The 15,722-nt window shown below is 49.9% G+C and carries 14 protein-coding genes; 5 read left to right on the top strand and 9 right to left on the bottom strand.

Translation table 11 applies throughout. The features are described 5' to 3' along the window. Window positions 1–184: 184 nt before the first annotated feature. The gene (locus tag KME12_02550) at window positions 185–745 is read right to left on the bottom strand and encodes a glutathione S-transferase family protein (GenBank protein MBW4486650.1); all 561 of its coding nucleotides are present in this window, start codon (window positions 743–745) and stop codon (window positions 185–187) included. Between the two features lie 94 nt (window positions 746–839). Further along, window positions 840–2,447, bottom strand: a complete 1,608-nt coding sequence (locus tag KME12_02545) for a pentapeptide repeat-containing protein (protein MBW4486649.1) — start codon at window positions 2,445–2,447, stop codon at window positions 840–842. Window positions 2,448–2,954: 507 nt separating this feature from the next. Between KME12_02545 and pheT the strand changes: the two genes are divergently transcribed. Beyond that, a complete protein-coding gene (gene pheT, locus KME12_02540; protein ID MBW4486648.1) occupies window positions 2,955–5,387 on the top strand; it encodes a phenylalanine--tRNA ligase subunit beta in 2,433 nt (810 codons plus the stop codon). 6 nt (window positions 5,388–5,393) lie between these two features. Beyond that, window positions 5,394–5,663, top strand: a complete 270-nt coding sequence (locus tag KME12_02535; protein ID MBW4486647.1) for a YciI family protein — start codon at window positions 5,394–5,396, stop codon at window positions 5,661–5,663. A 171-nt stretch (window positions 5,664–5,834) separates the two neighbouring features. Here KME12_02535 and KME12_02530 read toward each other — a convergent pair whose 3' ends face one another. From KME12_02530 to KME12_02520, 3 genes are all read right to left on the bottom strand, one after another. Then, window positions 5,835–6,701: a precorrin-6A/cobalt-precorrin-6A reductase gene (locus tag KME12_02530; GenBank protein MBW4486646.1), complete on the bottom strand. Its 867-nt coding sequence runs from the start codon at window positions 6,699–6,701 to the stop codon at window positions 5,835–5,837. Between the two features lie 64 nt (window positions 6,702–6,765). Beyond that, on the bottom strand, window positions 6,766–7,515 hold the full coding sequence (locus KME12_02525) for a class I SAM-dependent methyltransferase (GenBank protein ID MBW4486645.1): 750 nt from the start codon (window positions 7,513–7,515) through the stop codon (window positions 6,766–6,768). Between the two features lie 52 nt (window positions 7,516–7,567). Further along, window positions 7,568–7,747 carry a hypothetical protein gene (locus tag KME12_02520; protein MBW4486644.1) on the bottom strand — a complete coding sequence of 60 codons (180 nt, stop codon included), beginning with the start codon at window positions 7,745–7,747 and terminating at the stop codon, window positions 7,568–7,570. Window positions 7,748–8,260: 513 nt separating this feature from the next. Between KME12_02520 and KME12_02515 the strand changes: the two genes are divergently transcribed. Together KME12_02515 and KME12_02510 are read left to right on the top strand one after the other, a co-directional pair. Beyond that, a complete protein-coding gene (locus KME12_02515) occupies window positions 8,261–10,813 on the top strand; it encodes a mannose-1-phosphate guanyltransferase (GenBank protein ID MBW4486643.1) in 2,553 nt (850 codons plus the stop codon). 199 nt (window positions 10,814–11,012) lie between these two features. After that, window positions 11,013–11,531, top strand: a complete 519-nt coding sequence (locus tag KME12_02510; GenBank protein MBW4486642.1) for a single-stranded DNA-binding protein — start codon at window positions 11,013–11,015, stop codon at window positions 11,529–11,531. A 98-nt stretch (window positions 11,532–11,629) separates the two neighbouring features. On the opposite strand, the gene KME12_02505 is transcribed toward KME12_02510, so the two are convergent. The 3 genes from KME12_02505 to lipB all read right to left on the bottom strand — a co-directional run bounded on the left by KME12_02505 (window position 11,630) and on the right by lipB (window position 14,187). Continuing rightward, window positions 11,630–12,100, bottom strand: coding sequence for a hypothetical protein (locus KME12_02505; GenBank protein ID MBW4486641.1), 471 nt, complete (start codon window positions 12,098–12,100; stop codon window positions 11,630–11,632). Between the two features lie 398 nt (window positions 12,101–12,498). After that, a complete protein-coding gene (locus KME12_02500) occupies window positions 12,499–13,287 on the bottom strand; it encodes an acyltransferase family protein (protein ID MBW4486640.1) in 789 nt (262 codons plus the stop codon). A 159-nt stretch (window positions 13,288–13,446) separates the two neighbouring features. Next, the gene (lipB, locus tag KME12_02495; GenBank protein ID MBW4486639.1) at window positions 13,447–14,187 is read right to left on the bottom strand and encodes a lipoyl(octanoyl) transferase LipB; all 741 of its coding nucleotides are present in this window, start codon (window positions 14,185–14,187) and stop codon (window positions 13,447–13,449) included. 159 nt (window positions 14,188–14,346) lie between these two features. Between lipB and raiA the strand changes: the two genes are divergently transcribed. Next, a complete protein-coding gene (gene raiA, locus KME12_02490) occupies window positions 14,347–15,006 on the top strand; it encodes a ribosome-associated translation inhibitor RaiA (protein MBW4486638.1) in 660 nt (219 codons plus the stop codon). A 133-nt stretch (window positions 15,007–15,139) separates the two neighbouring features. Here the strand turns inward: raiA and KME12_02485 are convergent, their stop codons facing one another. Further along, a complete protein-coding gene (locus KME12_02485; protein ID MBW4486637.1) occupies window positions 15,140–15,625 on the bottom strand; it encodes a peroxiredoxin in 486 nt (161 codons plus the stop codon). Window positions 15,626–15,722 lie beyond the last annotated feature (97 nt).

Raw genomic sequence — 15,722 nt, 5'->3', positions numbered from 1 at the left:
CCTCTACGTCTAATCCCCAGGCAACTGGAGGATGGAAGCAAGCGTGGGAGAAGAAACGTCAAAAACACCGCAGCTTGGAGGACTCAGGGTTAGAAACCCCGTCCTCCTGTGAGGCGGGGTAGTTCATTTGCTTTTCTTGAATTTTAATGAGAAACCCTGGGAACGTGCGTGATTTCACCCAAGCTTAGGCTGCGCGAGCAGACATCACCTTTTGGTAGGCGGGTCTTTCTGTAACTCGCTTCAGATAGTCTTGGATGCCAGGATAAGCATTGAAATCTAGCTTCAGCATCATGGGCATATAAGCCAACATTGACCCCACCGCCACATCGGCCACACTAAAGTCGTTGCCAACCAGGAAGGGGCGTTGCTCAAAAATTTGATTTAATGCTGGAAATAGACGGGCAGATTCCCGTTCTCGGCTCGACTCGACAAAGATTCCTGGCCCTAGCGTCGCATTAGCAAACAAAATCCATTGAGCAATCTCACCTCGCTGTTCCGGTGAGATAGGTGTCTGGCTATATTTCTCAGCTAAGTACAGCAAGATTGCACCAGATTCCCAAAGTTTATAGTCTCCATCCACGATCGCTGGCACTTTCCCCATCGGGTTGATCGCCAAAAAATCGGGCTGCAAATGAGCCCCTGCTGGCATATCCAGCAAGATGAATTCGTAGGGAATGCTAATTTCTTCTAAGTACCATTGCACAATGGATGCCCGACTGCGGGCTCCACCATAAAGCTTCAGCATGAACTGACTCCTCATCTGATCACAGGGCGATCGCGGCCCATCTCAAATACAGCCGGATCTACCCCAAATCAGACTTTACCTCAGTTTCAGTTTGTTACCAAAGACCTTTTCGGCCACCTGGGCGTATCGTTGCCCAATTAGTCCGAGCCGCCGACAGTTGCTCCTCTGTCACTTTCGCGCCCGTCAAGTTAGCGCCGCAGAGATTAGCACCTCGCAAGTTGGCATTGGCGAGATAGGCGTGGCTCAAATCGGCTCCCCGCAAGTCAGCTCCTTCCAGGTCAGCATGGCTCAAATAAGCTCTAGAGAGGTTCGCATCTCGAAGATTCACACCGTTTAAGCTCGCTCGCCCAAAATCGGCGTTGAACAAGTTAGCACCTTGAAAGTTGGAGCTATCTAGCTTGGACTGATGAAAAATTGCTCCGACTAAGTTGGCACGCTGTAAGTTGATGGAACTCAAGTCGTACGCTGCAAAGTCACGTCGGCCCTTGGAGTAGGCTAATTGTAGAGCTTGTGTATCTAGTTTAGGGGGTGCTTTTGCCCGCTCACCCGTCGATCCTTTAGTACGTAAGACGGTCATGGATGCGGGTTTGGCAACTAACACTCGGTTACGAGCGGTTCCTGATTGCAGACTGGTGGAATCTGATTTTGCTTGCCGTGCTCGGATGGCCATTGCGACCCGTGCCGCTGGAGAGGCAGTGACAGAGCTACCCGTTTCATCCGTGCGATCGCCAGAGTGGGGCCGAGTCGGATTTTGCGGATTCCCCTGATTCTGGCTCGACATCCCCTTAGCAAGACTATCTAGGTAAGGTTCGAGATCTAGCGCTCTCAAGATTTCAGCCGCAGATTGAAAACGATGGCGCACCGAGACTTCTAGGATTTTTTTGAGCACACCCGCAAAGTGCTCACTCACATGCACATGCTTTTCCCAAAGCAACTCGCCTGTAGCAGGGTCATAGTCAAGATCTTTGGGTGACTTTCCGGTTAGCAGATAAATGCAAGTCACCCCGATCGCGTAAATATCACTGGCATAGACCGGACGCATTGCCATTTGTTCGGGCGGGGCATAGCCTGGAGTACCAATCGCGTAGGCAGTCAGTGCCGTTTGTTCGGACACACTCATTGAGGTTTGGCTGACTTGATCTTTCACAGCCCCAAAGTCAATCAGCACCAGTTTGGCATCCTGGCTCCGCCGAATTAAGTTGGCAGGCTTAATATCCCGGTGAATCACCTGCTGGCTGTGGATATATTGCAAAACAGGCAATAGCTCACTCAAAAATTGCTTAACCCCTGCTTCACTCAAGGGGCCTGCTTTTTTGACTTCCTGTTGTAGGGTTGAGCCGCTAATGTACTCCTGAACTAAGTAAAACTCTTGATTCGCCTCAAAGTAATCAAGTAAGCGAGGCACTTGTGGGTGGCTACCGATTTTACCGAGGGTTTTTGCTTCCCGTCGAAATAATTCCCGTGCCATTTGCAAGACATGAGGGGCAGTTGACGTGGGACGTAACTGCTTCAACACGCAACTGGGTTCGCCTGGTAGGGATTCGTCAATGGCTAAAAAGGTAGCTCCAAAACCACCTTGTCCTAGCGCATGACTAATGCGATAGCGATCGCGAAGCAATAGCTTAGAGCCACAAGCCTGACACGATTCAGTGTGGGTTATATTCTCAGGATTAGGACAGGCTGGATTTATGCAGTAGCTCATTCAGCATCACCCACTACAACTTCGCTCACTTAGGAATATTGCTACTCCACTTCAATTATCTGGTTAGAAACGACGAAGCGTAGTGTAGGTCATGCGGGAAAACCCTTGAAGACTTGCTAAAGATACTTGGTTGTTTTTTAAAGCATCTGTAAATCCCCAAGTATCCACGGTCATCGTCGTTACTTCAACCATGCATTCTGACTAAAGAATGCCCTGAATTGGCTGGCAAGCAACTCACAATTCACGTAAATTAGCCGTTCCTACCTTGATGTGGCATTTTAGTTGTCAGTTACTTAGCTTCAGACTTACCTGAGAAGCGCGATCGCTCCTAACCCTACCAGCTAATTGGTAACTTGCATCCCAGCAAAACTATTCACGCTTGAGTCAGTTCTAACAAATTTTGTCACGATTTCTTCTAAACTGACAATCGCAACGACAGGCATTGTCATCCTTGAGCGCTACAATAATCTGGCTGACATCGGTTGACATAAGTATTTAAGCAGGGCAATGCGTATTTCTCTGAACTGGCTGCGGGAACTGGTGGACATTACAATGACCCCAGAGGAACTGGCTGAAGCCCTGACAATGGCTGGGTTTGAGGTTGAAGACATTGAGGACCGCCGAACTTGGGCAGACGGGGTGGTCGTGGGCAAAGTTTTGGAGTGCCAACCTCACCCCAATGCTGACAAATTGAGGGTTTGCCAAGTCGATATTGGTGCAGATGAGCCTTCTAATATTGTCTGCGGGGCGGCGAATGTCCGAGCTGACGCTTATGTACCAGTAGCAACCTTAGGCACTTACCTCCCTAATATTGACCTGAAAATCCGTCCAGCCAAATTGCGGGGTGTGCCTTCTGTAGGCATGATTTGTTCACTAACGGAGTTGGGTCTCGCTAAAGAATCGGAAGGGATTCACATCTTTACCCAAGCAGACTTGAAGCCTGGTAGCGACGTACGACCGTTGTTGGGCTTGGAAGATGTCATTTTAGATGTTACTTCGACTGCTAACCGAGCGGATGCCTTGAGTCTGGTGGGCATTGCGCGGGAGATTGCGGCTATTACTGGAGCGACGCTGCGGTTGCCAGAGTCTGCTGATATTTCAATACCAACGAGTCAGACTCAATTAGCACTCAGAATTTCTGAGCCTCAAGCTTGCCCAACCTACATCGGTACGGTGATTGAGCAAGTTAAGATTGCACCGTCCCCAGCTTGGTTGCAGCAACGACTTCAGGCATCGGGGGTACGCCCGATTAACAACGTGGTGGATGTGACTAACTACGTCTTGTTGGAGTGGGGCCAACCTTTGCACGCCTTCGATCGCGATCGCTTACAGGCGATCGCTGGAGATTCTAACCTCACTATCGGGGTTCGATTCGCGCAATCAGGGGAATCGCTTAAGACCCTAGATGGTCAGCCACGCACGCTCCAAGAACAAACGCTGTTAATTACGGCCAACGATCGCCCTGTGGCTTTAGCAGGGGTCATGGGTGGAGAGTCAACTGAAGTCCATGAAGGCACCCAGAACTTAGTGCTGGAAGCAGCGCTATTTGATCCAGGCGCAATTAGGCGATCGGCTCGGAGCCAAGGGTTACGCACCGAAGCTTCGGCTCGTTATGAGCGAGGAGTTAACCAAGCCGAGCTTACGGTTGCTTGCCGTCGCGCTTTGCAGTTACTCACAGAGTTGGCTCAAGGTACAGTCGTTGCTCAAGAAACAGAAACGCGAGCGGATCAGTCTTGGACCCGTTCGATTGAGCTGCGTTTAGATCGCGTCAATCAGATTTTAGGCCCAATTGATGCTGGAGATGACGTCGCTGATCTGCCTGCATCTGAGGTGGAACGGACTTTAACTAGTCTGGGATGCAGCTTAACTCCAGCTGCTGAGCCCGGTGTGTGGACAGTAACCGTACCCCCCTATCGCTACCGCGACTTAGAGCGAGAAATTGACCTGATTGAGGAAGTGGCCCGCCTTTACGGCTATAACAAGTTCTGTGACACGCTGCCCAACAAGACCGAGCCTGGATATCTCTCAGCAGATCAAGTCCTGACTCGCAGAATCCGCGAAAGCCTACGAGGAGCTGGTCTAACTGAGCTGATCCAGTACTCTCTCGTTAAGCCGGGTGACGATCGACAGGTTGCGATCGCCAATCCTCTGTTCACGGAGTATTCAGCCCTTCGCACGGATTTGATGGCTGGCTTAATTGATGCGTTTCAGTACAACCTGGAGCAGGGTAACGGTCCCCTAAATGGCTTTGAAATTGGTCGCATCTTCTGGAAAGAAGAGGACGGATTAGCAGAGGCCGATGCGCTGGGCGGTATCCTCGGTGGTGACCCCAAGGAGGGCAAGTGGCTCCAAAGTGGGCGGGATCTACCCCTATCTTGGTTCGAAGCCAAGGGGATTCTAGACAGCATTTTCCAACGCCTAGATGTTGCGGTGGAATATCAACCGGATCGGCGTGATTCTCGCCTCCATCCTGGGCGTACTGCCTCACTATGGATTAAGGGCAACCGTTTAGGAACGTTTGGCCAACTGCATCCCCAACTACGGCAAGAGCGAGGCTTACCTGAGTCTGTCTATGCCTTTGAGTTGACGCTGGATGTGCTGTTAAACGAACTAGACCAAGACGAGAATATTACTCCTGTCTTCCGACCGTTCTCGACGTATCCGCCTTCGGATCGCGATATTGCTTTCTTTGCTCCAGTGCAAGTCTCTGTAGCCGAGTTGCAACGCACGATTATTAAGGCAGGTGGAGCGCTCCTCGATCGCATTGAACTTTTTGATGAGTACCGAGGTGAGAGTGTACCGACTGGGCAACGCAGTTTGGCTTTCCGTTTGGTGTATCGGGCTAGCGATCGCACTTTGACGGATGCGGATATTGAGCCTGTACATCAGAAAGTCCGGGAAGATTTGGTAGAAAAGTTCCGCGTTGAGTTGAGGAGTTAATCGTTTATGCCTAAATATGTGATGCAGGGGCGTTACTGTGAGAATGTCCTAGAGAAGCGCGCTCCTTTTCGCCAAGCTCATTTAGATGGTCTTGCGGCTCAAAAAGAGTCTGGGACTTTGATTACAATTGGGCCAACGAAGGATTTGACTCAGTGCTTTGGTATTTACGAAGCGGAGGATGAGCAGGCGGTTCGTCAGTTGGTTGAGGCTGATCCTTATTGGCAAAATGGGGTTTGGACGGAGTACAACGTTTATGAGTGGATTCAGGCGGTTTAACGCTTGTTGCTAACTGTTTGGATCGCTGGTCTTAGATCGCTGGTCATAGTGTCGCTCTTGAAATCCGAGCCTTGGGGGATATCCCCCAAACCCCCTTGATGGAGGACGGTTGCGTCCTCCAAACCTCCTCCAAAAGGGCGCTGGGGCCTAAGATTCGCTCTCTTCAAAGATTTAAGAGCTACGACTAAGGTGCTGTTGGCAGAATTCTAGGGCTGTTGTTAGGTCGCTTGTTTGTTGCGGGTAGGTGATTGGGGGACGGGCGATCGCAATCAAAGGGATACCTAATTCCATTGCGACTTGTCGCTTTACGTCTTCTCCACCAGCAATGCCGGAGGATTTGGTCACGACTAATGAGATTTGCCAATGTTGCCACAACGCTTTCTCTAGGTCAGGGGAAAGGGGGGGTCGCATGGCGAACAGGCGGTCGGGGGTGAAACCTGCGGCGATCGCGGCTTCTAGGGCTGTGACGGAGGGAAGCAAACGCGCAAATAAGGTGGCACGGTCTTGCCAGGGCTGGAAAAGGGTTAGGGGCCGATAGCCCACAATCAACAACACCCGCTGCCCCTGAAGGATATCTGTCGCCACAAGCTCTGCAAAACTCTGCAAAACTAATCCTTTCTCTTTCTTTTCTCTTTCATCCCACCCTACAGGAACGTCAGAGGCGTATATCTCTCCTCCTTCATCCCTCATCCTTCCTCCTTCATCCTTCCCTCTTGCCTCCTTCCAATCTGGCCGCTCAAACCGAAGATAGGGAATACCTAACTGGGTGGTGATGGCGATCGCAAGTTGCGAAATCTCTACGGCATAGGGATGGGAGGCATCCAATACTGCCACAATTTGTTGCTGTTGCAGGAAGGATGCGGCTGTCTCTGGGGTTAATCGTCCGACCCAAACTCTTAGGGGCGCATGGTTCTCTGCCTTTTGTACAGAGAAAACATAGAGCTGTTTGGCGGTTTCTGTTGTGACTGAGACGGTGCAAGCAAGCTGAGCTTCAGCGATCGCAACGGCTAACTGAGCACTTTCTTGGGTGCCGCCGATCAACCAAATTCGTCCTTTTGCCTTCACTCAATTTGCTTATCTTTTAGGAAGTCAGATGGAGGGCTCAAAACTGCACTTTGTAGAGTTGAAATAATTCACCAGCTTGGGTTTTAGTGATTTTTCCACCTGCCGCTTGAATCGTTTTTTTCCAATCCTCTAGCGATTCTAAGAATACTTCTGCGCCTAAATAGGTTTCTAGAATGGCCCAGTTTTCTGCTAGAGGTGTGTCTGGATTTAATACGTCGAAGACAAAGGAGGCTCCTGGTTTGAGGACTCGCTTGACTGCGGTCATGACGGCTTGCCAGTAATCTAACGGGTAGTAGCAACTGAAGCCAGTGGCGATCGCTAGGTCAAAGAAGGCAGGCTCGTACTTGAGCTGATGTGCGGGAGCCAGTTCTACCCCTTTGAACAGCTTGGAGTTAAGTTGCGGCCCACGAGCAATCAGCGTATCGCGGGCAAAGCTGCTCATCTCCTGCCCATAAAATAAAGCGCCCCAATCACGCCAGGGATAAATCAAAAAGCTCACACCGCAACCTAAATCCAAACAGCGTTGATTTTTCTGGGGTTGAGCAATTTTCCAAAACGGAGAAGCAGTTTTTGTTTGCAGGGTTCCTGCGGTCCATTCTTGAAAGATAGGCATTGCTTCTACAGCTTCTGGCAACTCAAAGGCTTCTCGGCGATATTCACGATCGAAGCGCTGGACAACCCCAGCGATCTGAGCTTGCCAGTTGCCGCTAGATGGACTCAACACATTAGAGAGCAGGTCGCCTGATGAAAACGCTTTGGATGAATGGTTACTACGTTTCTCAGACATTACCTAGTTCCTCTAATAGGGCTGAATTTCTGTAAAACACTACGCTTAATTTTTAACCCTTCAAGGCTTTGGTAAAGTTTTGGCGATAAGACTTGTTGACGATCAGCACTGGCCAGAGTAGCCCTAAGTAGATTCGTCCCTGGCTAAAGTTCGTCCGCCGAAAACCGCTCCAGAACTTCCAAAGCCCACCTGCGTAAGTACCTAATAACAACAAGCTAAGCAGTGTAGTCATGTATCCATCTCTCCGATTCACACATCAACTTTAGCTGAGTGCCCACTCTACATCCAATGTAACTTCGATTTGCTGGAAACGTAAGTTCTACTACTAACCTGACTCGGCCTGACTTGGCGATCGCCAGAAAACTTAATGAATTAAGAAGTTTATGCAGCAGCAAATCGAAGATTTCAGTATTCTGTAAGAGCATAGATGCTGTCTAAAGATGCCACTCCAATCGCAAGCAGAATCTAAACTGCTTTTCTCTCTGCTATTAGTTAGTTTCTAATGCTTGAGTTGATCAACCATCACAGTCCACAAGATGGTTGATGCAAAGATGGTTGATGCAAGGGCACCCAGGTAGTGCCCAGATGATTTTGTTGGTTTCTTTGTCTAGGTGGATGGCGCTAAGCCCCATGAAGCTTACCTTCTGGAGGATACACGCAGTCCTGCTGCCATAGGAGACTAGAGAGCACGAGTCGTTTGACGACTGAGTACAGCGCGCAAGTAGAAAACTAGGAAGGAGGATTTATGCGAGCAGTGCTGATGGCCGGAGGATCAGGGACGCGGCTCAGACCGCTAACCTGTGACCTTCCTAAACCCATGGTGCCGATCCTAAATCGACCGATCGCTGAGCACATTGTTAATTTATTAAAGCGGCATCGGATTACTGAGATTATTGCGACGCTGCATTATTTACCTGATGTAATGCGAGATTACTTCCAAGACGGCAGTGATTTTGGCGTACAGATGACTTATGCCGTGGAAGAAGATCAGCCGCTAGGAACCGCAGGCTGCGTTAAAAATATTTCTGAATTACTTGATCAAACATTCTTAGTCATTAGTGGTGATAGTGTCACCGATTTTGATTTAACGGCTGCCATTGAATTTCATAAACAAAAGCGATCGAAAGCCACTTTAGTATTGACTCGTGTGCCCAACCCAATTGAGTTTGGGGTTGTCATTACTGATGAACAAGCTCGCATTCGGCGCTTTTTAGAAAAACCTTCAACCAGTGAAATTTTCTCGGACACTGTTAATACTGGCATCTACATTTTGGAGCCAGAAGTTTTAGATTACCTGCCTGACAATCAAGAGTCTGACTTCTCTAAAGAGCTGTTTCCCCTCTTACTCGAAAAAGACGAGCCGATGTATGGCTATATCGCTGAGGGATATTGGTGCGATGTCGGTCACTTGGAAGCTTATCGAGACGCGCAATATGATGGTTTGCAGCAACGGGTCAAGCTTGATTATGCCTATGAAGAGCGATCGCCTGGTGTCTGGATTGGTCAAAATACTCACATTGACTCCACTACCAAAATTGAAGCGCCTGTTCTAATTGGGCATAACTGCCGGATTGGGTCTAGAGTTCAGATTAGCGCTGGCACGGTGATTGGCGACAATGTCACAGTGGGAGCCGACGCTGACCTGAAGCGGCCTATTATCTGGAATGGGGCGATCGTTGGAGAAGAAGCTCATCTGCGGGCTTGCTGTATTGGCCGTGGCACTAGGGTGGATCGTCGCGCTCATGTGCTGGAAGGAGCGGTGATTGGTTCGCTCTCCATCATTGGGGAAGAAGCTCAGGTCAGCCCTAACGTCCGCATTTGGCCCAGCAAGAAGGTTGAGTCCGGAGCGACTCTCAACATCAACTTAATTTGGGGGCATGCGGCTCAGCGCAATTTATTTGGGCAACGGGGTGTTTCTGGTTTAGCCAATGTCGATATTACGCCAGAGTTTGCGGTGAAACTGGGTGCAGCCTATGGTTCTACCTTGAAATCAGGCGCACAAGTCACGGTTTCTCGCGACCAGCGCAGCATTTCTCGGATGGTGTCGCGATCGCTGATTGCTGGCTTGATGTCTGTCGGCGTCAATGTCCAAAACCTAGAAGCAACTGCCATTCCAGTGGCTCGGACAGCGGTTCCTACCTTATCGGTGCGGGGTGGCATTCATGTGCGCGTGCATCCAGAGCGGGCAGACCACATCTTGATTGAGTTCTTTGATCAAAAAGGCATCAACATTTCTAAGGCGCAAGAGAAGAAAATTGAAGGCGCTTATTTCAAAGAAGATTTTCGGCGTGCCTTAATTCACGAAATTGGGAATGTCGTCTACCCCAGCCAAATTATCGACATCTACAGCACTGCCTTTGAGAAGCACATCAACATTGAAGCGGTGCGGCACAGCAGTTCCAAAGTCGTAATCGACTACGTGTATGCCGTATCTGGCGCAGTTTTACCACAGTTGTTGGGCAAGTTTGGCTGCGATGCGGTGGTGCTGAATGCCAGCCTCAGTCAGAATTCACCAACTACAGCCGATCGCGAGGGCTTGTTAAACCAGTTAGGTCATGTAGTAGAAGCATTACGGGCTACCTTTGGTGTCCAAGTTTCGGCCAATGGCGAGCAGATGATTTTGGTGGATGAAGCAGGCATTCCAATTCGAGGAGAAATGCTCACGGCCTTGATGGTAGACATGATGCTGACCAGCAATCCACGCGGCACAGTAGTCGTGCCAGTTCATGCCTCCAGCGCCGTTGAGCAAATTGCGCGTCGTCACGATGGCAAGGTCATCCGCACCAAGGCTAACCCGACCGCTCTCATGGAAGCCTGCCATACCAACTCTCATGTCATCCTGGGTGGGAGTGGCGAGATGGGCTTTATCTTCCCGCAACTGCATCCTGGCTTTGATGCCATGTTCTGCATTGCTAAAATGATTGAGCTATTGACTTTACAGGAGCGCTCCATTAGTCAAATTCGGGCCGACTTGCCCCGGGTTTGTCATCGCACTTATACCGTTCGTTGCCCCTGGACGGCCAAAGGAGCACTGATGCGGCACTTGGTAGAAACCCATTCAGCCGAAAACTTAGAGCTGGTAGATGGTGTCAAAATCTTTAACAATCAGCACGAAAGCTGGGTTCTGATTTTGCCAGACGCTGGGGAACCATTAGTCCATATTTTTGCCAACAGCGATGACCGGGGTTGGGTAGACGAAATTCTGCGCGAGTACCGTGGGCGAGTTCAAGACTTTGTCGATCGCGAGGAAGGAATGGAGGATTCTAAAGCCGAATCTTACAGCCTCTTGCAAATGTAGAACCCCAATCCAAGTACGAATGTACTAAAATTAAGATTAGAGAACTGGTAGCTGAGATTGAGAAGAAGCTGTGTCTAAGCCCCAAACCATCACTTAACTCTTAGGATGTAGATCTACTAGGGTAAAGCATGAGTCACGATTGATATCACAGTTCCTGTCGCCCTAAACTTACTCCCTGGGATTAGGAGAATTTTGATTTATGAATAGCTGTATCTTGATGGCAGAAATTATCCAAGACCCTCAGCTGCGCTACACATCTGATACTCAAACTCCGATCACGGAAATGATAGTGCAGTTTTCTGGGTTGCGGCCAGATGACCCCCCAGCCACCCTTAAAGTTGTGGGGTGGGGTAATCTCGCTCAGGAAATTCAAGAGCGTTATCACCAAGGCGATCGCGTGGTGATTGAAGGTCGTTTGAATATGAATACAATTGAGCGGCCCGAAGGCTTTAAGGAAAAACGTGCTGAACTAACGGTACAGCGCATCCACAGCCTAGATGGCACTTCTAGTAGCGCTGCTGTTCCTGCCGCAGCCACAGCCGCTAGAGTAGCCTCTGCTCCCGCTGCTGCCCGTACGCCTGCTACTCCTGCGACCCAAACTGCGCCTGCCATGAGCACAGCTGACGCTGCCCGTACGCCTGCTACTCCTGCCGCGACCCGCTCTAAGCCTCCAGCTCCTCCAGCGGTAGAACCAGACTACGATGACATTCCGTTCTAGCAACCCCTAGAACCATCAACCCTAGAACCATCAAACAGTTCTGTTCAGAGCATCAGTTGTATTTCTGGTGCTTATTTTGCTTTGTCTATTTTGTTTCCTCAGAGGAACTCTTGCAGAAACTCAAAGGGGTCATCATCCCAGCAGGGTTCTGGCCAACGGGTGAGCAGATTGCGGATGATATCTGTCTCAACGTCGTGAATATCGTCTCGCTCAAATAGACCCCCAAGAGCCGTTAAATCTCGTTCTCGCATGGGCGCTAAAGGAGCCGCGTAGCTATCGATCAGGCTAGAAAAACCGTATCCTGCCTCGGACTCAGGCGATCGCCGATTTCTTGCTTCTGAGGTTTGGGCAGGCACAAGCCCTAACGGCCCCAATCGCTCTGAAGCAACGGATGAGGTGGACTGGCTATCTCCAAATCTTGATTTAACAGCGTTCAGTCGTCGAGCGGGGCTAGAACGAGCCGCTTGAGCACGTAAGAGATTTAACTCTGCCGGAAACGAAGTCGCATCGTCCGTGGGTGAAGGATTAAACATGGAGTGCACCAAATAGCCGCCTGAATGCAGTCGCACCGTCGAGCGGAGGAGAAATTCACTGAAGCATGGCTTACAGGTCTAGGCACTAGAGGTTAACCAGGTGCAGCCATGTTGCGTTTTTTCAGTAGATGCACAACCCTAATTACTGTTACAGCGTCTTGACTAAGCTCACACCCAAATTTTGTTTAAGTCAGTTGTGCAGGTTTAGCGCTGTGATGGCTTGATTGATTTCGTACTTACCCTGTTCTCAACCTTACATCCCCTTACTGGGGTGTAATCAACCAAAATTTACGTTTTTTCACGCGTTCTGGTTGACAAGGCTGTTACCAGGCATTGTAGTAGTCCTACTAGGTAAACTGGCTAGGGCTGCGGCAAAAGCATTAGATTCAAGCTTAATTGAGAACCCAGAGCAGTGAACTCTGTCTAAAGTAGAGCTACTTCTGAGGCGATCGCTTAGCTGCTGCGACTTCTGCCACCAAGTGGTCTAGCTCCGTCTGCATCTGATGACAAACTTGCTGGTAACAAACTTCTACGTAAGCGCGATCGCTAGCAGCGGCTCGACCAGAGCGCTCAAACACAATGGGCGCACAAATACGAGTGTGAATTTGTATGGGGAGCGGAATGTGGGGCAAAGGCCCAATTCCTAATCCCCAAGGCAATCCTAAGTACAGGGGAAACACCACCGGATCAATCCCTAGTAACCAGGGCATCCCCCACTCGTGTAATTGCTGAGCCTGCTCGTAAAAATCGCCGAGGACGAAGAAGGTATCATGTGCCCCTTCCGAAATCACCGGAACCATGGGTACACCTTCGCGCAGGGCTAATTTTATAAAGCCTCGTCGTCCAGCAAACTGGATTTGGTGGCGTTGGCTATGAGGCCGAAAGACATCTTGCGGTCCGCCAGGATAAACCAGCACCGCAGCCTCCCGACGTAAAGCAGCGATCGCCATTTGCGGGTGGGCAATCACAGCCCCAATCTGAGCCGCAGCTTGAGCCACCCAGGGAAGAGGTGCTTGCCAAACACTGGGATGCATCAGGCCATAGGCTAAGCGCTCTGGGCCAAAGCGTTGCACCCAGTCATACAAAAGCATAAACATATCCGGGGCAACCAACCCGCCATTATGAGAGCCCACAATGAGCATTGGGCCTTGCTGAGGCACGTGCTGCCAACCGTCTGTTTGAACTTGGAAATAGTGATGGTATAGCCAACCCCAAATCGGCATCCAAGCTTGAAGAACTTGTGGATCGCGTGCTGCTAAAGACCAACCATCAAAGCGATGGGTAGCATTTAGGCGATCGCCTGAGGGACGGTAAAGAAAAGGGTTTAAATCGGGAAACAATGGCTTCTAACTGCTCTATGGAATCAAATTGCGTTCTTTAGCCTAGTCTAGGGTCGCACCCGTTGCCAAATCCAAATGAGTGCGGTCATCGGCAGCAGATTGGACTAGCGTCACCCCAAACACCTGAGCAAATGCGATCGCGACCTGTTGTTGCACTTGCTCTAGCTTCACGTCAGGCACAAACTCAGCCAAACTGCCCACAGGTTTGTCAACGATGCCACAGGGCACAATGTGTTGAAAACCAGATAAGTCAGGACAAACGTTGAAGGCAAAGCCATGCATCGTAATCCAACGGCTGACTTTAATCCCAATCGCTGCCAGTTTGCGGCCTTCCACCCAAACTCCTGTCAACCCAGCATAGCGCTCTCCCTGCAATCCATACGCTGCCAGCACTTGCAGCAACACTTCTTCTAGCTGCCGTAGATACCAATGCAAGTCTTTGCGATAGCGGTTCAGGTTCAAAATGGGATAGCCCACCACCTGTCCTGGGCAGTGATAAGTGACTTCTCCGCCCCGCTCCACTCGACACAATTGGAAATCGCTTTGGGCAGGATTAAACTTGAGAAAATCTAAACTAGCACCTTGGCCGAGGGTATAAACGGGGGGGTGTTCTAACAGCAGCAACACGTCGCTGAGTTCTGGGTTTTCGCGCCGTTGAGCGACGAGCGATCGCTGCCAACCCCAAGCCACCTCGTAAGGTACCAACCCCGGTGTGTAGAGCCGACAGTCAGCAGGGGTCAGATCTGGTACGGAGACCTTGAATGGGGGTGTACTCAATTCCATTAACAAAATCAAGCGAAATTTAACGCAATTTCAGGATTTATGTGACGTAGCGAAATCAAGAATTATCAATAGATGCAAAAGATTTTAAAGGCCCCTGTTCTCCAGAATACAAAGTGCTAGGGTGAAACTAACACCCAAATTCCAAGGGAAGGAAGCTTTATGAAGCTTGTTATCCAGGGCAAAAACATTGAAATCACCGATGCGATTCATGAGTATGTGCATCAGAAGATTGAAAAGGCGGTTAACCACTTTCAGAATTTAACGACCGAAGTTGACGTGCATCTGTCTGTGGCCCGCAACCCTCGGATAAACCCTACCAAACAAACCGCAGAAGTCACAATTTACGCCAACGGGACTGTGATTCGGGCTGAGGAGAGCAGCGAAAACCTCTACGCAAGCATTGACCTAGTTGCTGACAAAATCGCCCGCCAACTCCGCAAGTTCAAAGAAAAGCGGCAAGACAAGAATCAAGTCCAAATCCGTACAGGCGTTGTAGTAGAGCAGCGACCTGTGGAGACTTTGATTGGCGATCGCACGCCAGAACTCCCAGAAGACGTAGTGCGAACCAAGTATTTCGCCATGCCACCGATGACCATTCACGAAGCACGGGAGCAGTTAGAGTTAGTCGATCATGACTTCTATATGTTCCGGAATGCTGAGACGGGTGAAATCAACGTGGTTTACGAACGGAATCACGGTGGCTACGGGGTGATTCAGCCTCGCAACCCTAACGGCCAGACCGCTACGAATGGCAAAAATGGTAAGACTGCCCATAGTGATCATGCTGCGGTAGAAAAGCTGAATTCTGTGAAGCTATAACCTGCCTCTACTAGCTAACTAGTTCCCATACCAAAACCAGGAGGGAGGATGAAGTCACCATCTTTCCTCCTTTTTGCTATTCCCCTATGTTGGTTGTTCTGGTTAAGGTTTTGTGCCCCACAAATACGGCTGATTAGGCTTTTTGGCTGTCTGTGGGCAGTTGTCGCAAGGCTTTTAGAGACTCCTCAACATGAGCCTGGAAGTTGAGTTGAGAGTTAAAAATATGGCGCACAATGCCTTGGCGATCGATTACATAAGTCACACGACCAGGCAGTAAACCCAACGTAGCAGGCACACCGTAGAGCTTTCTAGCCTGAGAGCCACTGTCACTCAGCAAGGTAAAAGGCAGTTGGTACTTCGCTGCAAATTGTTGATGAGATTCGGGAGAATCAGCGCTAATACCGATCACCTCTGCGCCTGCGTCTTGAAACACAGTGTAGCTATCCCGAAACGCGCAGGATTCTTTGGTACAGCCAGGAGTGTCGTCTTTGGGGTAGAAGTACAGCACAATGTTCTTCTGGCCGATCAAGTCTTTGAGGTTGACGGGTGCTCCGGTTTGGTCAGGTAGCGTAAAATCGGGAGCGACACTACCTACTTCAACTTTGCCTTTGGTTTGCATCACTTTAAAGGGGCGATCGCGATAACTTTATTCACGTGTCTTCACAATTTGCAAGACACTTTTGTTATCCTATCGCGACCCAGGTCATCGACAGCTG

Source organism: Trichocoleus desertorum ATA4-8-CV12 (assembly GCA_019358975.1).
In the GTDB taxonomy this organism is placed as follows: domain Bacteria; phylum Cyanobacteriota; class Cyanobacteriia; order FACHB-46; family FACHB-46; genus Trichocoleus; species Trichocoleus desertorum_A.
The sequence above is the reverse complement of the archived record's forward strand: the minus strand, read 5'-3'. Positions and strand labels throughout refer to the sequence as shown.